Annotated in this window: 22 protein-coding genes and 2 tRNA genes; 19 read left to right on the top strand and 5 right to left on the bottom strand. The window is 37.6% G+C overall.

From position 1 onward, the window contains the following. From AB1278_RS14995 to AB1278_RS14975, 5 genes are all read left to right on the top strand, one after another. Positions 1-492: an SMI1/KNR4 family protein gene (locus AB1278_RS14995; RefSeq protein ID WP_202843139.1), complete on the top strand. Its 492-nt coding sequence runs from the start codon at positions 1-3 to the stop codon at positions 490-492. 71 nt (positions 493-563) lie between these two features. Further along, on the top strand, positions 564-1127 hold the full coding sequence (locus AB1278_RS14990) for a Crp/Fnr family transcriptional regulator (protein WP_110009809.1): 564 nt from the start codon (positions 564-566) through the stop codon (positions 1125-1127). A gap of 100 nt (positions 1128-1227) precedes the next feature. Further along, positions 1228-1617 (top strand): RidA family protein, encoded by a 390-nt coding sequence (locus AB1278_RS14985; RefSeq protein ID WP_110009693.1) that lies wholly within the window; start codon positions 1228-1230, stop codon positions 1615-1617. A gap of 93 nt (positions 1618-1710) precedes the next feature. Then, on the top strand, positions 1711-2499 hold the full coding sequence (locus tag AB1278_RS14980; RefSeq protein ID WP_343642978.1) for an SDR family oxidoreductase: 789 nt from the start codon (positions 1711-1713) through the stop codon (positions 2497-2499). Positions 2500-2775: 276 nt separating this feature from the next. Next, positions 2776-6261: a glycosyltransferase family 117 protein gene (locus AB1278_RS14975; protein WP_429815379.1), complete on the top strand. Its 3486-nt coding sequence runs from the start codon at positions 2776-2778 to the stop codon at positions 6259-6261. A 64-nt stretch (positions 6262-6325) separates the two neighbouring features. Here AB1278_RS14975 and AB1278_RS14970 read toward each other — a convergent pair whose 3' ends face one another. Next, positions 6326-7138 (bottom strand): AraC family transcriptional regulator, encoded by an 813-nt coding sequence (locus AB1278_RS14970; RefSeq protein WP_429815376.1) that lies wholly within the window; start codon positions 7136-7138, stop codon positions 6326-6328. Between the two features lie 130 nt (positions 7139-7268). Between AB1278_RS14970 and AB1278_RS14965 the strand changes: the two genes are divergently transcribed. The 5 genes from AB1278_RS14965 (at position 7269) to AB1278_RS14945 (ending at position 13179) form a co-directional block, all read left to right on the top strand. Continuing rightward, on the top strand, positions 7269-8591 hold the full coding sequence (locus AB1278_RS14965) for a TolC family protein (RefSeq protein ID WP_411413804.1): 1323 nt from the start codon (positions 7269-7271) through the stop codon (positions 8589-8591). 4 nt (positions 8592-8595) lie between these two features. Further along, a complete protein-coding gene (locus AB1278_RS14960) occupies positions 8596-9660 on the top strand; it encodes an HlyD family secretion protein (protein WP_202843129.1) in 1065 nt (354 codons plus the stop codon). Continuing rightward, complete coding sequence (locus AB1278_RS14955) at positions 9653-11245, top strand: beta-carotene 15,15'-monooxygenase (protein WP_238349694.1); 1593 nt, start codon at positions 9653-9655, stop codon at positions 11243-11245. Before AB1278_RS14960 ends, AB1278_RS14955 begins: the two co-directional genes overlap by 8 nt. Positions 11246-11439: 194 nt before the next feature. Then, positions 11440-12438, top strand: a complete 999-nt coding sequence (locus AB1278_RS14950; protein WP_429815371.1) for a GlxA family transcriptional regulator — start codon at positions 11440-11442, stop codon at positions 12436-12438. Positions 12439-12540: 102 nt separating this feature from the next. Next, on the top strand, positions 12541-13179 hold the full coding sequence (locus AB1278_RS14945; RefSeq protein ID WP_343642956.1) for a DJ-1/PfpI family protein: 639 nt from the start codon (positions 12541-12543) through the stop codon (positions 13177-13179). Positions 13180-13247: 68 nt separating this feature from the next. On the opposite strand, the gene AB1278_RS14940 is transcribed toward AB1278_RS14945, so the two are convergent. Together AB1278_RS14940 and AB1278_RS14935 are read right to left on the bottom strand one after the other, a co-directional pair. Further along, positions 13248-13751 (bottom strand): transposase, encoded by a 504-nt coding sequence (locus AB1278_RS14940; RefSeq protein ID WP_343642954.1) that lies wholly within the window; start codon positions 13749-13751, stop codon positions 13248-13250. Between the two features lie 14 nt (positions 13752-13765). Further along, positions 13766-14221 (bottom strand): MarR family winged helix-turn-helix transcriptional regulator, encoded by a 456-nt coding sequence (locus AB1278_RS14935; RefSeq protein ID WP_343642952.1) that lies wholly within the window; start codon positions 14219-14221, stop codon positions 13766-13768. A gap of 283 nt (positions 14222-14504) precedes the next feature. Here AB1278_RS14935 and AB1278_RS14930 point away from each other — a divergent pair. After that, a tRNA-Lys gene (locus AB1278_RS14930) sits at positions 14505-14577 on the top strand. Positions 14578-14759: 182 nt separating this feature from the next. Here the strand turns inward: AB1278_RS14930 and AB1278_RS14925 are convergent. Next, positions 14760-14921 (bottom strand): hypothetical protein, encoded by a 162-nt coding sequence (locus tag AB1278_RS14925; RefSeq protein WP_171006229.1) that lies wholly within the window; start codon positions 14919-14921, stop codon positions 14760-14762. Between the two features lie 324 nt (positions 14922-15245). Here AB1278_RS14925 and AB1278_RS14920 point away from each other — a divergent pair. Further along, positions 15246-15318 (top strand) — tRNA-Lys (locus AB1278_RS14920). 205 nt (positions 15319-15523) lie between these two features. Here the strand turns inward: AB1278_RS14920 and AB1278_RS14915 are convergent. Then, the gene (locus tag AB1278_RS14915; RefSeq protein WP_202843118.1) at positions 15524-15835 is read right to left on the bottom strand and encodes a hypothetical protein; all 312 of its coding nucleotides are present in this window, start codon (positions 15833-15835) and stop codon (positions 15524-15526) included. 219 nt (positions 15836-16054) lie between these two features. Between AB1278_RS14915 and AB1278_RS14910 the strand changes: the two genes are divergently transcribed. Genes AB1278_RS14910 through AB1278_RS14880 form a run of 7 tightly spaced genes read left to right on the top strand, consistent with a single transcriptional unit; the run spans position 16055 to position 21279 of the window. Then, a complete protein-coding gene (locus AB1278_RS14910) occupies positions 16055-16708 on the top strand; it encodes a MarR family winged helix-turn-helix transcriptional regulator (RefSeq protein WP_343640489.1) in 654 nt (217 codons plus the stop codon). A gap of 45 nt (positions 16709-16753) precedes the next feature. Further along, positions 16754-18238: a phytoene desaturase family protein gene (locus AB1278_RS14905; RefSeq protein WP_343640493.1), complete on the top strand. Its 1485-nt coding sequence runs from the start codon at positions 16754-16756 to the stop codon at positions 18236-18238. Positions 18239-18244: 6 nt separating this feature from the next. Next, positions 18245-19081 carry a phytoene/squalene synthase family protein gene (locus AB1278_RS14900; RefSeq protein WP_110009706.1) on the top strand — a complete coding sequence of 279 codons (837 nt, stop codon included), beginning with the start codon at positions 18245-18247 and terminating at the stop codon, positions 19079-19081. Positions 19082-19136: 55 nt separating this feature from the next. Continuing rightward, on the top strand, positions 19137-19601 hold the full coding sequence (locus tag AB1278_RS14895; protein WP_429815362.1) for an SRPBCC family protein: 465 nt from the start codon (positions 19137-19139) through the stop codon (positions 19599-19601). Position 19602: 1 nt separating this feature from the next. Further along, the gene (locus AB1278_RS14890) at positions 19603-20055 is read left to right on the top strand and encodes a beta-carotene hydroxylase (protein WP_343640484.1); all 453 of its coding nucleotides are present in this window, start codon (positions 19603-19605) and stop codon (positions 20053-20055) included. Beyond that, positions 20052-20741, top strand: coding sequence for a lycopene cyclase domain-containing protein (locus AB1278_RS14885; RefSeq protein ID WP_343640482.1), 690 nt, complete (start codon positions 20052-20054; stop codon positions 20739-20741). Before AB1278_RS14890 ends, AB1278_RS14885 begins: the two co-directional genes overlap by 4 nt. Further along, entirely contained in the window at positions 20731-21279 is a 549-nt protein-coding gene (locus tag AB1278_RS14880; RefSeq protein WP_202843099.1) for a lipocalin family protein, read from the top strand. The genes AB1278_RS14885 and AB1278_RS14880 overlap by 11 nt, the downstream gene beginning before the upstream one ends. Positions 21280-21291 lie beyond the last annotated feature (12 nt).

Genomic DNA, 21291 nt, shown 5'->3' with positions numbered 1-21291 from the left:
ATGATGATTCTCTTTATACTGCCTGTTCTTGCAGAAATAGAAACTGAAATCCTTAAAGAAAAAAGCACCGTGCAGAATTTTCCAAAGGTTATAGTATTTCCTTTCTCTGAAAGCTATAAAACGCTGGTTACTCAAATAAAAACAACAGAAATCTCTTCTGAGACCATTCTGTACAATTCAGTGGATGCAGTCAATGAAAATAAAGAATTTAACTTGCCGGAGTACTGGTGTTTTGCTGGCAACGGACAAGGTGACCGATGGTTTCTGGACAGGGATCAGAAGGTTTTTTTCTATGATCATGATGATGACGGGAAGCTGAAGCCGATGCATATTAATTTTGAAGAATGGCTGCAAATGGCAATCATTATCCGTCAGTTGGATCAATGTTTTGATCAATATGACCATATCACTGAGCCGGTTCGTCTGGAGTTCTATAAAACCCTGAATACGATTCATCCCACATTAAGTGATGTGTATCCGTTTACATTGTAACGCTGGTTTTATCAGCAATGAATGTAAATGTCTAAGTGAAAAAAGAATACTTTTACCATAAGAAACAGAATATGCTGCATCAGCTAAGAACCCATATTGAAAAAATAATTCCTCTTAATGATGATGAATTTGAATTCATATCATCCTGCTTTACTTATAAAAAATATAAGAAACATCAGTTTCTGGTACAGGAAGGGGAAACGGTTCCCTATAATTATTTTGTCCTGAAAGGCTTGCTGAAGCTGGTTTATTCTGACGAAACCGGAAAAGAACATATTGTTGGATTTGCCATGGAAGACTGGTGGGAAACAGATTTTCCCGCTTATTATCAGCAAACGGCAGCAACAATGTCTCTGGAATGTATTGAAGATACGGAAGTACTGTGTATTAAGCTGGACGATTACAGAAAACTTTGCGCTCAACTTCCAAAGCTGGAGCATTTCTTCCTTGAAAAAGCATATATGGGATTTATTACGGCTCAACAGCGTACCATTTCCATGATGACAACAGGAATAAAAGAACGCTATGAGCAGCTTTTGGAAAAATATCCTTCTCTTGTTCAGCGTGTTCCGAAATCTCTTTTGGCTGCTTATTTAGGGGTGTCCAGAGAAACCTTAAGCCGTCTGCCTCTGTAACGCTGTGATCAAACTCACACTATAATCGTGATCCGTATCACAGGAATTTGCTGTATTTGTTCTGCAATTTTGTACAGTAACAAATAACAAATTCAAGACAATGGAAAAAAAAACGGTTAATCCTTGGAAATGGCAGGATGAAAGAAGCTATTCACAGGCGGTAGAGGTAAAAAATGTGCAAAGTACTTTATATTGCTCGGGACAGGCAGCTATTGACCCCGATGGAACATCCAGTAATAAGGATATGAAATCGCAGCTGGAACAGGCTATTGCCAATCTGGAAGAAGTAATCAGTACTGCAGGATATGAATGTGGCGGTATTGTAAGATTAAATATTTATACAACTTCTACGGAAGAGCTTTGGCCACATTTTCCTATTCTTCAGGAGTGGATTGCCACACATGCAATTCAGCAGGCTGTAACGATGCTTGAAGTGAAAGGTTTGTTTGAAACTTTAAAAGTGGAGCTTGAAGCTACCGTCGTAAAATAAATGATCATTGAACTTAAAAATTAAACCTTCAAAATATAATCTGAAGGTTTTTTCTTACATTTATCTATACCAATTACAATATCCAAAAATCTTATGAATATCCAACTTTTTTCAAAAAATGCTTTAGTAGGAGGGGCAACCCAGGGAATCGGTGCCGGAATAGCTGTTGAACTGGCAAAATGTGGTGCTAATGTTACCGTTATGGCCCGTAATGAAGCCAAACTTAAAGACTTTGTTTCATCTCTGCCGGTTATCAATACTGATCAGAAACATGGGTATCTGGTAGCAGATTTTTCAGATTTTGAAAGTTATAAGAAAATTATAGGAGGATTTTTTTATGATCATTCGATAGATATTCTGGTGAATAATACCAATGGTCCTGAACCTGGTTTAGCACTGGATAAAAATGCCGATGATTATCAGAAAGCATTTGATTTGCTGTTTAAAACTGTTTGCGAAACAACATTATTGGCTTTGCCTCACATGATCCAACAGAAAAAAGGGCGTATTATTAATGTTTCATCACTTTCAGTAAAAGAACCGATCGGAAATCTGGCCTTGTCCAATTCTATCCGTTCAGCAGTAATTGCTTGGGCCAAAACGCTTTCCAACGAAATTGCACAACACAATATCACGGTAAATAATGTCTTAACAGGATACTTTGATACTGAAAGAATTCAGAAACTGGTAGCTCATGAAGCTCAGCAAAGTGGTAATGCTGAAGAAGAAATAAAAAAGGCGAGGGAAAATAAGATTCCGATGAAAAGATTCGGACAGCCTGAGGAATATGGACATCTCGTGGCTTTTCTGGCTTCTGAATATTCAAATTATCTTACCGGAACAAGTATTCCTTTGGATGGAGGATTGAATAATACGTATTAAAACTTTACCATTTAGGAAATATAAATTCTTTTAAACCGCAAAAGTCACAAAAGTTTTTGAATTTGTTTCTAAGCTTTCTATTTTGAGTGTTAAAGTACACTTAAGTTATTTGAAATCTTTGCTTTACTTCTTCTTATATGAACTTTTTGCAGCATTGTTTTTTAACTTAATTAAACTACGCTAAGACTTTTATGACTTTTGTGGTTTGAGAATAAAATAAGGTAAATGTAATAAACCCTTTCCCCCAGTTGTCATATACATATTGGAAAATATGATATGAAAAACTGGTCTTTTAAAAAATGGAACACCGTACTGGGATGGTTCCTTTTCGCTATTGCGCTTATTACTTATCTTTCAACGATAGAACATTCTTTGAGTTTCTGGGACTGCGGGGAATATATTTCTTCAGCTGTAAAGCTGGAGGTAACTCATGCTCCGGGAGCCGCTTTATTCCAGATCGTGGGAGCGGCAGCGAGTATTTTTGCATTGGGAAATACTGAAAATTATTCTGTGGTGATCAATGCCATGTCAGCGTTATTCAGTGCATTTACCATTCTGTTGCTGTTCTGGACGATCACCCATTTTTTAAGACGGCTTTTGCATAGAGACTTTGAAGAGATTACAAAACATCAGGAAATCTCTATCCTTTTTGCAGGAGCTATCGGGGCCTTATGCTTTACCTTTTCAGATACCTTTTGGTTTTCGGCTGTAGAAGGTGAGGTGTATGCAATGGCTTCGCTGTTTATTGCGTTGCTAGTATGGCTCATTACAAAATGGGAAAACGAATATAAAGCGATTGACAGTGAGAGATGGATCATCCTTATTTTCTTTATCACAGGTCTTTCCGTAGGAGTACATATGATGTGTATGCTGGCTCTTCCGGCCATATGTCTGGTGTTTTACGCCCGGAATTATACCTTTTCGTGGAAAAGTTTTATCATAGCGAATCTTGTTACTTTGGGAATTCTTGCCTTCGTGTTCAAGATTATTTTCCCCTTGATTATGACCCTCTTTGGACAGCTTGAAATTTTCTTTGTGAACGGTTTAGGGCTTCCTTTCCATTCAGGGACAATTGCGGCGTTTGTTCTTATGGCCGCAATAAGTTATTTCTTAATTAAGTATGCTGGAAAAACAAAAAAGAAGGTATACCAGACTGTGGTTTTATCCCTTGTTTACATGATCATTGGTTTCTCCTGCTGGCTGGTGATTCCCATCAGAGCCAATGCGAATCCACCGATGAATCTTAATGATCCGGATACCGCGATCGGAATGAGAGATTATTATAACAGGGTTCAATATGGTGACTGGCCTACGATTTACGGGCAGAATTATACCGCTTTTCTCGACAAAAACGGGCTGGAAAAAGAGGAAGACGGAAGTTATAAAAGAGACATCACCGGAGATATTTATGAAAAAGATGAAAAAACCGGAACTTACAGAAAAACCGGAGAAAGATTCAACTATGTTTTTAATAAATCTCACATAAGTTTTATGCCAAGGATGTTCAATGAAGATAAAGAAGTGATGGCTAATTATATCTCATTGTATGGAGCTCCTGATTTTACCTTCAATTACGATAATGAAGATGTGGCAGACAATCCTGAGGCTAAACGTATTTTTGAAGAACTGAGAGCAAAATATGAAGGAGATTCTATCACTGCAGAAGATTATCTGAAAGTAAAACCTTATGATCTGATTAAGGTACAGCGCCCTTCATTTGCTCAGAATATGGATTATTTTATTTCTTTCCAGAACGGATATTACTTTGTGCGATACCTGATGTGGAATTTTGTTGGAAGACAGAACGATCTTCAGGGACATATGGAAAATACCAACGGGAACTGGATTTCAGGATTTTCTTTTATTGATAATGCTCTGTTGGGTGATCAGGATCATATGCCTGCTCAATTTAAAAATGAAAGTACCGTAAAGTTTTTCTTTTTACCATTGATTCTGGGTTTGATTGGTTTCTTTTTCCAGCTGAACAGAGATTTTGGAAGATTTTATGCCATACTTTCACTGTTTATTCTGACCAGTGTGGGAATTGTTTTCTATACCGGAGTAAAACCGTTTGAAGTGCGGGAAAGAGACTATGCCATGGTAGGTTCATTCTATGCCTTTGCCGTGTGGATTGGTCTGGGAGCCGGAGCGATCCTTTGGCTGATTCAGTCTAAGATTAAATCCAATGCAGCCAACATTATACTGGGAGCTGTATTGCTGGGAATCCCTTTTATGATGGGATTCCAGAATTATACTTCCCATGACAGAAGCAAAAAAACTGCAGCCCGCGATTATGCCTATTCATTTTTACGGTCATTGCCTAAAGATGATATCATTTTTATTTATGGTGATAATGATACTTTTCCGGTGTGGGCTATTCAGGAAACAGAAAGATTCAGGGATGATGTGAAAACGGTCAATTTTACCCTTTTAGCCACTCCATGGAATATTGATCAGGTGAAAAGAAGAACCTACAATGCCATGGGAATTCCGGGTGAGCTGACCCATGAAGAATATAGAGACGGTGTCAATGATCAGGTGTATCTGATGAAAAAAGAAGATTGGGAAGGGCTTTTCCAGATGCTGAAAGAACAGGGAGCGCCGGAAACGGCTTTCCAGGAATTCAGAAAATATCTGACTCAGGATTCAATGACCCTTAAGGATGCTATGAAATTCCTGAAATTACAATCGTCTGAAAAAGATGAACTGCTGAAAATGTACTTCGGCGAAAAACAATATGAAAAATACAATATTATTCCAGTCAGTAAATTTATCCTTCCCGTCAACAAAGAAAATGCCGTAAAAGCAGGAATTATTAATCAGTCCGATCTTCCGGGTACTGTGGATCAGATTATAATCAATTATGAAGCGAATACCCTTTATAAAAGCAATCTGATGATGCTGGATATGCTGGCCAATTTCGACTGGAAGCGCCCGATAAGTTTCTCTTCAGGCGGAATGTATGAAAGCGAAAATATTTTTTATCTGGATGAATATCTGCAGTTTGACGGTTTCAGCTACAGATTGGTTCCCATTCATACGCCTCAGGGGCCTGATGGAGACAAAGGAAGGGTAGATGCCCAATCTCTTTATCAGGTGGTGAAAAATTTCAGATGGGGAAATTTTAAAGATCTGAGTATTTATTATGATGAAACAGCTACGTCAAATATTTTGGGCTACAGAATGTCGGTGAGTAGAGCTGTATCTGCACTTGTGGCAAGCGGGCAGAAAGCGAAAGCACTCGAGTTACTGGAACTTGCAGCAAAAGAAATTCCTGCTGAAAAATACAACGATCCACGTTCACTGAGCGCCATGGTTACCGGATATATTGTTGCAGGGCAGGAGCAAAAAGGTCTTCAGCTTGCAGAAATGCTCAAAAAAGGAATATTTGAAGAATATGATTATTACCAGAATCTTTCTCCTTCATTTAAAGCAATGGCGAAAAGACAGATGAGGTCCAAGCCGATGGAATATGCATTGGTGGTTTCTGCTGTTACTGAAGGCTACAAAAAGCTTGGGCAAAATGAAAAAGCACATGCATATCTTTTAAAAGCAATGGAGCCTATCGACAAAAAATTCAATATCTTCATAAAAGGTCTGCAGCAGATGGACAAAGAAAGAGCAGGGAAAGAAGCTGAAAATGTACGCCAGATTGCTCCCTTTTATCAGTATCTGTTTAATGTTATGGAACCTTTTGATTCCACCTATTCCAGAAAAAAAGAAATTGAGATTACCAATGCGATGATAAAAGTGACACAGTAATAATGAGTGATAAAGCCTTTAAGCATAATGTTTAAAGGCTTTTATTTAATTCAGGGTGTCCAATTTAATCTGTAAAATTCTGAATGGCTTTATTGCTCTTCCTTAAATCAGAAGGTCTGGATTGGGTAAACTCATGGAAGGTGTCGCTAAAGGCACTTATTGAGCTATATCCAACATCATCCGCTATTTCATTGATAGGCTTATCGGTATTTAAAAGCAGTTCAATGGCTTTAATGATTCTTAATGTTTTCAGGTACTGCAGAAAAGAAATGTCCATATCCGCTTTGAACAGGCGGGACAAAGAGCGTTCACTCAAACCAAATTTACTGCTTACATTAGTCAGAGTCAGTTTTTCTCCGATATTCCATTCCAGATAAGATACGATTTTCATCATCTGTTTGTTATGAGTGGCAGGAAGAATAATAGGTAATGGCTGTTGATGGGTTTTGGGAAGGATCTTTTTTAATGCTACCAGAAATTCAAAGTTTTCATCTTTTGCAGTTACATGCTTTTCATCCCATATTTCAGAATATTTGATCATCTGAATCAGCAGTTCGGATGCAGGGTATATTCCTAATCTGTTATAAAAAGGATCTGAAAAATCATCGTGGGCATAAAAATAAAGGGAACGCAGGACTGTGGCTGTATGTCCGATCTCTAAAATATGTTCCATTCCCTGCGGAATCCAGAAAAAGTGTCTTGCCGGTACCACATAGGTTCTGTTATCAATCGTTATATAGGCGATGCCGCCTTCCACATAGCTCAGCTGTCCTTTTGTATGCTTGTGAAAAGGAATCAGTTTTTCAGATTTTTCGTGCATGACAAATACACTTTTATCGTCTTTATCAATATCAGGAAGCGCAGCAATTAATCCCATAAAAATTTAAAATACCAATAAGAATACAAATATAATCATTTGGCCGGAATCATGTAAAAGTTGACTATTTTAGATAAATAAAATTTCCGGATTGCCAATAAATTTGCAGTGCAATAATTCAAAAATTCAAATGAAAATTTATGTCGCCGGATTGCTGATGTTTGGAGTTTTCTCCATCGTATCAGCGCAGACCGGCAGTCCAGCAAAGGATACCATACGACTCTCCCTGAAGGAAGCATGGCAGAAAGCGGAGGAAAACAGCCGCCATATCAGAATCAATACAATCAACGTAGACATTGCCGAAGCCGAAGTAAAAGACGCTAAAAGAGAGCGCCTCCCGGAAATAGAAATTAAAGGTTCTGCAGAAAAAGCTTCCAACATTCCTATCTATGAAAACGGAATCTTTTCCAAACCAACCCAGCATGAAGTTATCCATACGCTTTACAGAGCCGGAGCAGATTTTTATCTGAATATTTATAACGGAAACAAACTGAATCTTAAGATTAAGGAAAATCAAACGCTTCAGAAAATTAAGGATATCCGGAAAGAACAGTCCGTTTCAGATATTCACTACAAAACAGCATCACTTTATCTGGAATTACAGAAAACCTTAATTTTCAGAGATCTTATCAAGCAGGATATTGATGATCAGAAAACACAATTAAAAGAAATACAGACTCTTTATAAAAACGGAGTGGTTTTAAAAAGTGATGTTTTAAGGATTGAACTTGAACTTTCAAAACGAAAAATGGCACTGGTGACCATAGAAAATGATATCCTCATCGCCATGCAGAAACTGAATATTATTCTTGGAATTCCGGATGAACAGGTTGTTATTCCTGAAGCGCCGTTTAATCAATGGAATGAGAATACAACGTATGATGAATATCTGAAACAGGCATTGGATCATTCTTTTGATTACCATGTTTCTGAACAGCAGACAGCGCTGAGTATTATCAAATTGAAACAGGTAAAAGCGAATGTAAGACCTAAGGTAGGGATGTATGGCGAATTTTATTACGCCAATCCGCAGATTTTCCTTTATCCCTATAATCCTTATTGGTATTCGCTGGGAATCGTTGGAATTAAAGCATCATTTTCCATCTCTTCCCTTTACCACAATACCCACAAAGTAAAGGCAGCCCAGCTTGAATTTGAAAAAGAAGAGGAAGTGCACAGGGATACGGAGGATAAAGTAAGACAGCAGGTGAAAGAAGCTTATTTAAGGTACCAGGAAGCTTTGGAACAGATAAAAGTGGCAGAAGCCAATGTCGCTCAGGCAAAGGAAAATGCACGTATTATCAAAAATACTTACTTCAACCAGACTTCTCTTATTACAGAATTGCTGGATGCAGATATACAGCTGCTTCAGACAAAATTTGAACTGGAAGCGGCTAAAATTATGGCACAGAACAATTATTATTTATTACAAAATATTACAGGCGTTTTATAAAACAATGAAAAAAAAATACACTCCCACCGATAGAATGATCACGAAGATCACAGGATGGATTTCAGTTGTAATCGTTGCTGCACTTGCAGTGTGGGGCGGGTTTACCTTAAAAAATTATTATGCCTATGAGCAGACTAATGATGCGCAGGTTCAGGAATATGTAAATCCTATTATTTCAAGAGCCGGAGGATTTATTGTTGCCGTGAAATTTGAAGAAAATCAGGAAGTAAAAAAGGGCGATACTCTTTTAATTATTGATAACCGTGAATATGTCCTTCAGGAAAAACAGACTCAGGCAGCCCTTCAGAAAGCCCGTGCCCAGCTGAGAGTATTGGAAAGTACTACAGGAACTACAGAAAAGGAAGCTGCCGCAGCGATGGCCCAGGTGGATGCCAATAAAGCAAAAGTCTGGAAACAGCAGCTTGATTATAACAGGTATAAAAAGCTGTATGATGAAGAATCTGCTACCAGACAGCGACTTGAAGATGTGAAAGCAACACTGGATGTCAACGAAAGTGATTATAAATCTTCGCAGGATAATTATGCAGCTTCTGTATCCAAGATTAATGATATAAGGGCAGAAAAAGCCGTTGTTCTGGCAGAAATTGCAAGACTGGAAGCATTGCTGGACCGTCACAAACTAGACGTAAGCTATACCGCTGTTACTGCTGCTTATGATGGAAGAATGGGACGACGAACCGTAGAAGTAGGGCAGATGATTGATGCCGGAGAAACGCTGGCATTCATTGTCAATAATGAAACTGATAAATGGGTAGTGGCTAATTATAAAGAAACCCAGATCAGGGATATGCATATCGGCGATCATGTGAAAATTGTTGCTGATTCTTATCCGGACAAAGAATTCCAGGGAACGATTATTTCCCTTTCTCCTGCAACAGGTTCAAGTTTTTCTTTGCTTCCACCGGATAACTCTACCGGGAATTATGTCAAGATTGTACAGCGTATTCCTGTGAGAATAAGACTGGATGGGCAAAGAAGCCAGATTGATGTTCTGAAAGTGGGAATGAATGTAAATGTTTATGCTAATAAAAAGCATTCCAATGGCTAAAAGACAAATGCCCTATTTCAAAAAATGGGCTCCGGAATGGTTGGTGAAAATCATTCTTTTTTCAATGACACTTCCTGGAATTATTATCTTTTTTCTCCCTTTAGCCAATATAAATGCAGCAGCAGGATATTACGGAAGTGAGCCGGCAGACATTCAGTTTTCGGTAGCATTATTTTATGCCGGGTATGTAGGTTTTTATAGCCTGGAAAGACGATTTTTCAGTTTTCTGGCTGCAAAAGAATATTTTCTTCTTTTTACCACACTGCAAATTCTGGCCTGTCTGCTATGCTATTCTACCCGTGAAATTTATATCCTGTTTCCGGTGCGTTTTATGCAGGGAATGTTGTTTGCCGGGAATGTAAACCTGTCACTAACCCTTATTTTCACCCGGCTGAGCAGTGAAAGGGGCCGGGAGATCAGCTTTTCAGTGTTTTTCGGGATCTTAATTTGTGCTTTGCCGTTTAATAACCTTATAACCGCCGACCTCATAGATTCGTATAATTTTAATATTGTCTATAAAACAGCCATCTTCTCCTATCTTCCGGGACTTATTTTCCTCACCCTGGCGATGAGCAATTACAGAACCCATGCAAGATTTCATCTCTATAAACTCGACTGGCAGAGTTTTGGACTGTTCAGTACTATGCTGGTGCTCATAGGATATATAACCATTTTCGGGCAGGAATATTATTGGCTGGAGGATAACAGGATTTTGGGAAGTGTCATTGGAATTATTGTCCTGGGTGGAATATCAGTATTTCGCCAGCAGGCTATTAAAAGGCCTTATATTGATCTGCGTGTTTTCAGATACCGGAATTTTAAAGTAGGTCTGCTGATTCTTTTTGTGATGTATATATGCCGTTTTGCTTCAGGAATTGTCAATACCTATTTTGCATCGGAGCTGCATCTGGACCCATTTCATATTTCCTATATTAATATTTTCAATCTTACAGGGTTGGTTATGGGAGTCATTATTGCCTGCTGTATGGTTTTGCAGAAGAAAAATATACGGTATATCTGGGGACCGGGTTTTTTAATGCTGCTCATTTTTCATGCGGTCATGTATTATTCCTTTGATGTTCAGGCTGATGAGTTTAATTATTATATCCCGTTATTTATTCAGGGATTGGGTGTGGGATTGATTATGGTTCCGACGATTATCTTTATTATTTCGTCAGTTCCTGCAGCCATTGGCCCTTCTGCTGCGGCAACAGCATTAGCAATACGGTATCTTGGATTTTGTATCAGTATTGCCCTGATCAATTTTTTTGAACTGTTTGAGAAAAGCCGTCATTATAATGCCTTTCAGGATCATTTAAGTGCTGTCGATCCGGAAGTTAAAAGCTTTCTCCATCAGCAGACTGCTAAGCTTATTGCTCGCGGAATGCCGGAAGATAAGGCTGTTAAAGCTGCCAATAAGCTATTGATTGGCAGAATGAATGTTCAGGATCATGTCCGTTTTGCGATGGATTATTATGAAATGATGGTATGGCTTCTTGCCGCCTCACTGTTATTGATTTTCCTTTTCCCATATCTTAACCGCACTGCTCTTTATTTAAAATCACGCAGATTATCTCCTGCGTAAAGAGAATTTTAATGTTAATCATCGAAAAAGTATAGCTTGCAGCTAATTTTATAGTAGAGTGCTGAGACTGTCTGATAAGGCAGTCTCTTTTATTTTGATAAAGAATAGTAATTACTTCTGGCCGGAATTGTATGTTTTTTGTCATTGCAGACAAAATCCTTTCTTTCTACATTTGTACTCATACAGAACGAGATATGAAGAAAGAAGGGCGAAAAACAGCAATGAAAAATATAGTGCTTTTAGCATTGCCGGAGGTACAGCTGCTTGATATTGCCGGACCATGGGATGTTTTTACATCAGCAAACCGTTTTTTAAATGATAAACAGGATTCCGGTTATCATGTGTATCTGGTATCAGGAACTTCAGAAAAAATAATATATTCAGGTTCAGGAATGCCTTTATCATGCAGCCATACTATTTATGATATTGATTTTTCCGTAGACACTTTACTGGTAGCAGGTACCACGTTGAATGTGCTGGATGAGGTCAATCCGGACATTTATCACTACCTTCAAAATATAGCTCCCGGCGTGAGACGAATGGGATCTGTCTGTGTAGGGGCGTTCATCCTTGCCAAAGCGGGTCTGCTGGATGGCAAACAGGTAACTACTCACTGGAAGTTCGCAGATACTTTACAGAAATCTTATCCAAAATTGGATGTGAATATTAATCCTTTTTTTATCCGTGACAGGCCAATTTATACTTCAGGAGGTGTTTCTTCAGGGATGGATCTTGCATTGGCTCTATTGGAAGAAGACTTTGGAAAACCTTTGGCGGCCGAAGTTGCCCGTCATCTCGTCCTGTATTTAAAAAGATCCGGAGCACAGTCTCAGTTTGGAAATGCATTGCCGGAATATGAAATAATGTCTCCATTTACAAAACAAATCCGTGATTTATTGAAAGATAAGCTGGGAGAAGCTATTACGGTAGAGTATATGGCAGAGTTCCTGAACATGAGTGTCCGTAACTTTTCCAGGGTATTTGTAAAAGAGTCAGGAATGACTCCCGGCAGATTTCTCGAAAAAATGAGGCTGGATCAGGCTAAAAATATGCTGGAATATACTGATATGAGCATCGATATGATAGCTGATAAATGCGGATTTAGTAATGCTGTTTCTCTCAGCCGCTTATTTCTTAAAAACATTTCCCTCTCTCCGGCACAGTACAGGAAGGCATTCAAGACTACAGGATAATAGCTTTTTCTTATTGATTTTACATAAAACTGGCAATCATCAATTGTCAGCAGGGAAGACCTGTGCCATGATCTGAAAATAATAATCTTAAATAATAAAATTATGAATCACGTACCAAACAGCAAGACAATGAATGTAGCATTTTTAATCTATGATCAGGTGGAAGCCCTTGATTTAAATGGCCCTTTAGATGTTTTTGTTAAAGCGAATGTCCTGGAACCGGGCAGCTACAATTGCTTTACAGTTGGGAAAACAAAAGATCCGGTATATATGGAGGCGAACACAATGGCTCTTATTCCTACCTACGATATCCATACATGCCCTCAACCGGATATGATTGTCGTTCCGGGGGCAAACCCTGAATACATTATGAAATATATTCAGGACAGGGATTTTCGGGAAACTGTTCTGAAATGGGTTGAAAATCATTATGATGCAGGAACAGTAGTATTTACAGTATGTACCGGAAGTATGCTTCTGTCAGGGACAGAAATGCTTGCTGATTATGATGTTACTACGCATCATATGTTGTTGGATGCCCTTGAACAGCATAATCCGGAAACCAATGTAATCCGGAATGTACGGTATATTGACCAGGGCAACCTGATAACTACGGCGGGAATCACAGCCGGGATAGATGCCGCTCTTTATCTGGTTGGTAAACATCTCGGACAGAAAACAATGAACACCATTATAGAGATTTTTGAATATCAGAATGTAAAATCTGGAAACTTAGCGTAAACGAGAATCTGTTGATTTGCAAATTTCGCCGATCTCTGATCGGCGAAATTTATATTTTAGATTGTGGTCTACTGACGAAAACTGAGTACTTTAATACAAAGAGGAATGAAACCAATTGATACCGCAATATAAACAGCAACCCGAATATAGTTAAGGGTTTTCCAAAGTGAAATTCTGGTTATGATTTCCTGTGAAACAGAAGTGGTGGATGCCAAGTTCTGAAACTGTATAATGTTCGGAGCAAAAAAAGCTAATGTCCAGGCTCTTACAGCTGCGTGAATAATGAGTAAAATCAAAAGCCAGTTCCTTACCGGATCAATTTTCCAGCAAAAAGCAATCGCAAGGATAAAGGTTATTTCATGCAAAGAGTGAAGGATGATCCAAAAAAACTTCAGGCTTACTCCATTTCCGTCCTGAAGCAGCTTCAATGTATCGGGTGGGGAAGAAGCCCATTTGGGTACAAAGAGGAGGGTTTCGAAAATCTGTGCCCCGTTCATAAGAAAATAAAGTAATGTTGTAATGCAAAGCCATATTTCTGCGCGGGTTATATAAGTAGCAGTTAAACTTTCCATGGTCGTGTATTGATTTATGGGTTATTTAAATGATCTGTTGTTTCTTTCATAAGAACTGTGGCTTCCCTGAAATAACGTTCAATAGTTTCTATTTCCTTTTTAGAAAAAGTGGAAACGAGTTTCATGGTTTTTTGCTGCAGCTCTTCAAAAATAGGACCGAGTAATTTCATGCTGTTTTCTGTATTCGGGATGATCATTACTTTTCTGCGGTCTTCTTTAATAAACTGTCTTTTAAGAAGTTCTTTTTTCTCCAGCCGGTCAATTAAACCCGTAACAGCGCCGGTTGTAAGACCTGTCAGCTTAGATATTTCACCTGCTGTTATGGATTCGTACTGCAGAATAAGTCCCAGATATTTATGATCTGTGCTGGAAAGCCCTGCTTTTCTGGCAATGGCCTCATGCATAAAGATTGAAGCGTCAGAATAGGCTCTGCTTGCTTCACGGAAATTTTGTATATTATTTTTAGTCATTAATTAAATTATTTTATAATTATCTTAGTTGCTAAGATATTATTGTTTTTTGATTTATCAAAATAAATTTTTTGCTCAAAAAATGATATTATCCGTCAGCTACTATTAATGCTGGGAATTTGAATTAAAAAAAATAACGACGTAATTAATTTATAAACAGGTGTTTGACTTTTTTGATGCAAATTTTATAATAAAAAAGCTTTGAAAAATTTGGATTTAAAGAGGGTTTTCCTATCTTTGCAGTCCCTTAAACAAAGGGATTTACTTAAAAAAGTAAGTGGCCGACTCGGTAGCTCAGCTGGTAGAGCAATACACTTTTAATGTATGGGTCCTGGGTTCGAATCCCAGCCGGGTCACAATCTTAAAGATGCAAAAATAAAGCATCAGAAAAATACAAAAAAAACCTGCAAATTATTTTTGCAGGTTTTTTTATTTATAGTGTTTGCTATAATGTTTCAAATGGCCGGTTATTATAAATTTGAATTAACTGATCCGTTTGATTGTTCTCGTTCTATTGCCATTGAAGTCAGCAATATCTTTACTCTTCATTTTTGGGTTTAAAGTTTCTCCCTACTCCCTGACGGAGAAATGTAATTTTTCCTTGTACTTTTTTTGCTTTTTCAAGGACCTCCAATGCTTTTGTTCTTTCGTTAACTTTGCCAGCGTGTGTTATATTGTCCTGACGTTCATTTTTTTTCATGTATCAATATAGTGAATTTATTTGACAAAAACAAATTATTGATAATAAGGATGTTTCAAATTTAAAAAAAATAAAACTGATTTACTGATCGGACCACGGGTAACAAAGGATTTACTGCAATTCTCAATTTTTTATTGAAGCTTTTGATTCGTTTTTGAGATTTATAGTAAGAACCTGCTCAGATAGGTGAAATTTTTGTGTCTGATATTGTAAAAGTTAGCGGAATCATAGGCATAAAATGTCCGGAAAGTATTGTAAATAAAGAAAAAGTTTCTATCTTTGCAGTCCCTTACAGAAAGGGATTTACTTGAAAAAGTAAGGGCCGACTCGGTAGCTCAGCTGGTAGAGCAATACACTTTTAATGTATGGGTCCTGGGTTCGAATCCCAGCCGGGTCACATAACAGGACAAATCATTTTTATGAATGGTTTGTCCTTTTTATTTTTCGTTATTTGTTGTCTGCCAAATGTATGTTGCAATTCGAAGCTATTCCACGATATTTTAATAATAAAAGCATCCATAACGAACATCATACAACAGATATAAATAGCAATTTTTGTTTTTATATCGGTTGTATATTGTAATGCTATTGTGGTCCAATAACTACTTTTTTACATTGCCGGATCTTCCCTGCGTATTGTGCGCACTGTCTGAAACTGCTGCATTGATATTGGCTGTGCCATTACCCGTATTATTATTGCTCGTTTTTCTTCCCCCAACGTGATTTTTTGTATTAATACTGTCATTACCTGTTGTATTGTCTTGAGTATCCCTGACCGCAGATGCTGCTGTATCAGAATAATTTCTTTGCATGTTGACTGAATCGGCAACGGGGGTACTACTTGTTGTGTCCTTCTTTTTACAGGCCAAAATCATAAAACTGGCTGCTGCTATTGATAAAACTAATTTTTTCATAGGATTTTGTTTTGTGTATAGAGTGAAGCCAAATTTCGGTATTTAACCCTGACAGTGATATGAGCAGAATCATAATGGAGATCTAAAGGTGTATTACTGAAATAATGTCGTTTTTTATTGCCGTTAAATGCTGGTCAAAATGTAAAAAGTTAAAATAAAAACAAAAAATAGTTTATTTATAAACTTATATAAGTATATTTGTGTACTAATTTGTTTGATATGAATTTTGAACTTATAAAATCAGTGGTGGAACTCGTTCAGCAATTTATGGAACAAAATGAAGGTAAGGCTCTATATAGCAATGATCTTCATGGTTTTACAGAATGGATCAATGCTGCTCATCAGCAGGATCTTGGAAATCCTGACTGGATAGGGAAGGAATCAGGAAGAAGTTCAGATAGTATTATTAATACTTTGCTGATCAGAATGAACAGATATGCAAAGTCATATTCAAGATCAGCAGTCGGAAGTTCAGTTTTTTCCAGCCAGGATGACTTCATCTATCTTATCAGTTTGAAGAATATGGGAGCGATGTCAAAAATGCAATTGATAAAGCATAATGTACATGAGAAATCTTCAGGTATACTTGTTATTAACCGGTTGCTCCATAATGGCTGGATTGAACAGGCAGTTTCTCCAAAAGATAAAAGAACAAAAAATATACAGATAACAGAGAAAGGGCTTGCAATACTGGATGAACATATGGAGGAAATCCGCAGGGCTTCCAGGGCTGTCGTAGGAAATCTTACACATGCTGAACAAATGCTTCTTATCGCAGTACTTTCCAAATTAGATGAATTTCATGATTCTTTTTACCGTATGAATCTGGAAACAAGGGATCTACTGAACACCGTATATAAAAAGTTAAACTGATTGCGTAGTGAAAAATGTCTTTAAACAACTGTTAAAAAAATGATGATGAGTACTGAAAAATCAAGAAAAAGAATAGCGGTAATAGGTTCAGGGTTCTCCGGGCTCTCTGCGGCTGCTTATGCGGCAAAGGCCGGAAATGAAGTACATGTTTTTGAAAAACATAATCAACCGGGAGGACGTGCAAGGCAATTTAAAACGGAAGAAGGCTATGTGTTTGATATGGGGCCGAGCTGGTATTGGATGCCTGACATCATTGAAGGATTTTTCAATGATTTTGACTGTAAAGCAGCTGATTATTTTAAACTGGTATCCTTAGACCCTCAGTTTGAAATGGTTTTTTCAGAAGAAAAGATTTCAGTTCCTGAAAAAAATGAAGACATCCGTGAGTTATTTGAAAATACAGAGGCCGGATCAGGTAAAAAGTATGATCAATTTATGCAGTCTGCTCAGTTTAAGTATGAGGTCGGGATGAAAGATTTTGTGACAAAGCCCTGTTACAGCTGGCTGGAATTTGCTTCATTAAAAATAGCGGGCAGTGCATTGAAGCTTGATCTTTTAAGTAATTTCAGGAAATACGTTTCAGGATATTTTTCTGACCCGAAACTCAGATCTCTGATGGAATTTCCGGTGATATTTCTGGGTGCTTCGCCCCGTAATATTCCCGCACTTTACAGCCTTATGAATTATGGAGGATATGTATTGGGAACAAAATACCCTATGGGAGGTTTTTATCAGCTTGTTATGGCCATGAAGGACGTAGCCGAAAAGCAGGGAGTAAATTTTCATTTTAATCAGGATGTTCAGAAGCTGAATACAGAAGCTGGGAAAGTAGTGTCAGTAACGGCTGGGGATAAAGACTATGAATTTGATGTAGTTATTGCCTCATCAGATTACCACCATACGGAAACATTAATTCCTAAATCTCTCAGAAACTATAATGATGCCTACTGGAAGACAAAAACCTTTGCTCCTTCATGCCTGATCTATTACCTCGGAATCAAAGGGAAAATCTCTGATTTAAAACACCATACCCTGTTCTTTGAAAATGAACTTGATAATCATATAGACTGTATTTATGTCAATAAAAAATGGCCTTCGAAACCCCTTTTTTATGCGTGCTGTCCTTCAAAAACAGATCCCGGTGTCGCTCCGGAAGGCTGTGAAAATCTCTTTTTACTATTGCCTCTGTCACCAGGAATACACGATGAGGAAGCTGTAAGAGAAAAATACCTGAAGGAAATGCTTGAAAGAATCGAAAAGCATACAGGAGAAAATGATCTTATTTCCAGAATTGAATACAAAAGAAGCTATTGTGTAAGTGATTTTATTTCGGATTATAATGCTTATGAGGGGAATGCATACGGACTGTCCAATACTTTATCGCAGACTGCTGTCCTGAAACCTAAAATAAGAAACAAAAAGATCAGTAATCTTTTTTATACCGGGCAGTTAACGGTTCCCGGGCCCGGAGTTCCTCCATCCGTTATCTCCGGGAAGATTGTAGCGCAAGAGGTTAATAAACTAAAATAAAATAATATGAAAAAGTTGTTTGATGAATTGTCTTACGAGGTCAGTAAGTGCACTACTCAAAAATACAGTACCAGTTTTTCATTAGGGATATTGGCTCTGAAGCCTTCTATAAGACCTGCCATTTATGCTGTTTATGGGTATGTACGCCTTGCGGATGAAATTGTTGATAGCTTTCATGGATATGATAAAGAAAAGCTATTGAAAAGATTAAAAGCAGAAACGTATGATGCATTACAGCAGGGAATATCACTCAATCCTATTTTACATTCTTTTCAGGAAACCGTGCGTCAGTATGATATCAATATTCAATTGATCGATCAGTTCCTGCACAGCATGGAAATGGATCTGCAGAAAATAGACTACAATTCAGATCTCTATAATGAATATATCTACGGCTCTGCTGAAGTAGTGGGACTCATGTGTCTGCAGATATTTACAGGAGGTGATAAGCAGCAATTTGAAAAACTTAAACCATTCGCTATGAAACTGGGTTCCGCTTTTCAAAAGGTTAATTTTTTACGTGATCTGAAAGATGATTACCAGATTTTGGGCAGAACTTATTTTCCATCATTGAATATGTCTGTCTTTGATAATACCGTTAAAGCTCAGATCGAAAAAGAAATTGAAGAAGAATTTAAAGAAGCATTGCAGGGTATCAGGAAACTTCCGGGTTCTTCTAAGTTTGGAGTGTATCTCGCATACAGGTACTATCTGTCATTATTTGAAAAGATCAAGAAAACAAGTTCGCAGCATATTTTGCAGCAAAGAATCAGGATTGCCAATTCACAGAAATTATTGGTAGCATTTAAAAGCTATATAAGATACAAATCTGCTTATTTCTGATCACTCATTTGTTTGGAAGATTCTTTAGAATTTATAAATCAATAAAAAAATAACGATGTACAGATTATATAGAGAACAACATTTGAATTGTGATATCGAGACCGCATGGAAATTCTTTTCCTCTCCTCATAATTTATCTGAAATAACACCAAAAAGCATGAATTTTGTGGTGCTTTCAGATATACAGGACGAACCTATTTTTGAAGGAATGGAAATAGATTATACCGTCTCTCCGGTATTGGGAATCCCGATGAAATGGAAAACGATTATCAGCCAGGTAAAAGAAGGCAGAAGCTTTACAGATTATCAGAAAGAAGGACCTTATAAGCATTGGAACCATTTTCATGAGTTCATTCCTGATCAGAACGGGGTATTAATGAAAGATACTGTATTTTATGAACTTCCGTTGGGGGTTCTTGGAAGGGCTGCTCATGGTTTATTTGTTAAAGAAAAGCTCAAAAACATTTTCGATTTCAGATACAGCGTTCTGAATAATCTTTTTAACCGTAAACATCATTAACATGAATTTCCTGATCGTTTTACTCGTTTTTATTTCCATGGAAGGAGCCACATGGCTTATTCATAGGTATATTATGCACGGTTTTCTGTGGAATCTGCATAAGGATCATCATGATCATAGCAACGAAGGGAAACTTGAAAGAAATGACCTGTTCTTTTTCATTTTTGCCAGCCCTGCTATTGCTTTGTTATATGCAGGAGTAAGGCAGGAATTCAATTATCTGTTTTTTGTCGGTTTAGGCATAAGCCTTTATGGAATGGCCTATTTCTTTGTTCATGATATTTTTATTCATCAGAGAGCAAAAGTTTTTACCAAAACAAAAAATCCGTATTTTCTTGCCATCAGGCGTGCCCATAAACAGCACCACAAACATTTGGAGAAAGAAAAAGGAGAGTGCTTCGGATTTTTGTGGGTTCCTATGATTTATTTTAAAATGTATTTCAATAAAAAATGATGCAATACACTTACATACTGATCAATTTTTTCACCGTCATCATCTGCTTTTTGGCTTCTTTTGACCGTAGGATACAGTTTAATAAGCTTTTCCTGAAGTTTTTCCTGTCGTCCACTATTGTAGCAGTTCCTTTTATACTATGGGATATATGGTTCACCGCAAAAGGAGTGTGGTGGTTTGATTACCGTTACACATTAGGATTTAAAATGGCAGGCCTTCCCCTGGAAGAATGGCTGTTCTTTTACTGTATTCCTTTTGCCTGTGTTTTTACATACTACTGCCTGGAAAAATTTTTTACATTCAATCGGGCAGACCTCTTTAATAATCTGATTGTTTTTACATCTCTTATTGTTCTCAGTGTTGTGGGACTTCTTTATTACGACAGAATCTATACCTTGCTGACCGTTATTGTAACAGTGCTTACCCTTTCTTACCTGCATTTTATTGCCAAAAAAGAATGGATCGGTAAAGCAAGTTTTGTATATCTGGTTTTGATGCCCGGATTTTTTGCAGTGAATGGAATCCTGACGGGATCTTTTATTCCGTCCCCTGTTGTGAACTACAATCCTGGTGACTTTTTAGGCGTCAGAATGGGGACTATTCCTGTTGAAGATGCTGTCTATGGTTACAGTCAGTTTTTACTCAATATTTACTTCTTTAAAAAAATAACTAAAAATGAAAAATAGAATCATTCTTACATTATTACTAAGCTTAGGGCTGTTAAACAGCTTGACTTCCTGTTCTTCCATGCCCGAAAAAGCGCAGCCTGTTGATCAGTTTGATGTGAACCGGTATTTGGGGACATGGTACGAGATTGCCAGATTTGATTATCGCTTTGAAAAAGACCTTGACAATGCAATCGCCCAGTATAGCCTTACTGAAGACGGAAATGTAAACGTAGTCAACAGCGGATATAATTTTAAAAAGGATAAATGGGTTTCCGCCAATGGTACTGCTAAATTCAGAGGAGAAAAAAATGTGGCAGCTCTGAAAGTGAGTTTTTTCGGACCTTTTTATGCCGGGTATAATGTAGTTGCTCTTGAAGAGTACAAATATGCACTGATTGCAGGAAAAAATCTGGATTATCTCTGGATTCTTTCCCGTGAAAAAACTATTCCTGAAAATATAAAGCAGAAATTTATCAGCAAGGCGCAGGAAATAGGGTATGATACCTCTAAGCTCATCTGGGTGAAGCAGGATAAGAAAAGTCCTTTTGATAAATAAATTCTCAAATTT

The organism is Chryseobacterium sp. NRRL B-14798 (genome assembly GCF_050470705.1).
Taxonomy (GTDB): Bacteria; Bacteroidota; Bacteroidia; order Flavobacteriales; family Weeksellaceae; genus Chryseobacterium; species Chryseobacterium cupriresistens.
The sequence above is the reverse complement of the archived record's forward strand: the minus strand, read 5'-3'. Positions and strand labels throughout refer to the sequence as shown.

Bases quoted from the DNA above. Each gene is read 5' to 3' on its own strand.
- AB1278_RS14965 (WP_411413804.1), top strand. From the start codon at position 7,269: ATGAAAATTTATGTCGCCGGATTGCTGATGTTTGGAGTTTTCTCCATC.
- AB1278_RS14925 (WP_171006229.1), bottom strand. From the start codon at position 14,921: ATGAAAAAAAATGAACGTCAGGACAATATAACACACGCTGGCAAAGTT.
- AB1278_RS14980 (WP_343642978.1), top strand. From the start codon at position 1,711: ATGAATATCCAACTTTTTTCAAAAAATGCTTTAGTAGGAGGGGCAACC.
- AB1278_RS14900 (WP_110009706.1), top strand. From the start codon at position 18,245: ATGAAAAAGTTGTTTGATGAATTGTCTTACGAGGTCAGTAAGTGCACT.
- AB1278_RS14895 (WP_429815362.1), top strand. From the start codon at position 19,137: ATGTACAGATTATATAGAGAACAACATTTGAATTGTGATATCGAGACC.
- AB1278_RS14985 (WP_110009693.1), top strand. From the start codon at position 1,228: ATGGAAAAAAAAACGGTTAATCCTTGGAAATGGCAGGATGAAAGAAGC.
- AB1278_RS14950 (WP_429815371.1), top strand. From the start codon at position 11,440: ATGAAGAAAGAAGGGCGAAAAACAGCAATGAAAAATATAGTGCTTTTA.
- AB1278_RS14880 (WP_202843099.1), top strand. From the start codon at position 20,731: ATGAAAAATAGAATCATTCTTACATTATTACTAAGCTTAGGGCTGTTA.
- AB1278_RS14915 (WP_202843118.1), bottom strand. From the start codon at position 15,835: ATGAAAAAATTAGTTTTATCAATAGCAGCAGCCAGTTTTATGATTTTG.
- AB1278_RS14940 (WP_343642954.1), bottom strand. From the start codon at position 13,751: ATGGAAAGTTTAACTGCTACTTATATAACCCGCGCAGAAATATGGCTT.
- AB1278_RS14975 (WP_429815379.1), top strand. From the start codon at position 2,776: ATGAAAAACTGGTCTTTTAAAAAATGGAACACCGTACTGGGATGGTTC.
- AB1278_RS14935 (WP_343642952.1), bottom strand. From the start codon at position 14,221: ATGACTAAAAATAATATACAAAATTTCCGTGAAGCAAGCAGAGCCTAT.
- AB1278_RS14960 (WP_202843129.1), top strand. From the start codon at position 8,596: ATGAAAAAAAAATACACTCCCACCGATAGAATGATCACGAAGATCACA.
- AB1278_RS14970 (WP_429815376.1), bottom strand. From the start codon at position 7,138: ATGGGATTAATTGCTGCGCTTCCTGATATTGATAAAGACGATAAAAGT.
- AB1278_RS14945 (WP_343642956.1), top strand. From the start codon at position 12,541: ATGAATCACGTACCAAACAGCAAGACAATGAATGTAGCATTTTTAATC.
- AB1278_RS14995 (WP_202843139.1), top strand. From the start codon at position 1: ATGATGATTCTCTTTATACTGCCTGTTCTTGCAGAAATAGAAACTGAA.
- AB1278_RS14905 (WP_343640493.1), top strand. From the start codon at position 16,754: ATGAGTACTGAAAAATCAAGAAAAAGAATAGCGGTAATAGGTTCAGGG.
- AB1278_RS14955 (WP_238349694.1), top strand. From the start codon at position 9,653: ATGGCTAAAAGACAAATGCCCTATTTCAAAAAATGGGCTCCGGAATGG.
- AB1278_RS14990 (WP_110009809.1), top strand. From the start codon at position 564: ATGCTGCATCAGCTAAGAACCCATATTGAAAAAATAATTCCTCTTAAT.
- AB1278_RS14885 (WP_343640482.1), top strand. From the start codon at position 20,052: ATGATGCAATACACTTACATACTGATCAATTTTTTCACCGTCATCATC.
- AB1278_RS14910 (WP_343640489.1), top strand. From the start codon at position 16,055: ATGAATTTTGAACTTATAAAATCAGTGGTGGAACTCGTTCAGCAATTT.
- AB1278_RS14890 (WP_343640484.1), top strand. From the start codon at position 19,603: ATGAATTTCCTGATCGTTTTACTCGTTTTTATTTCCATGGAAGGAGCC.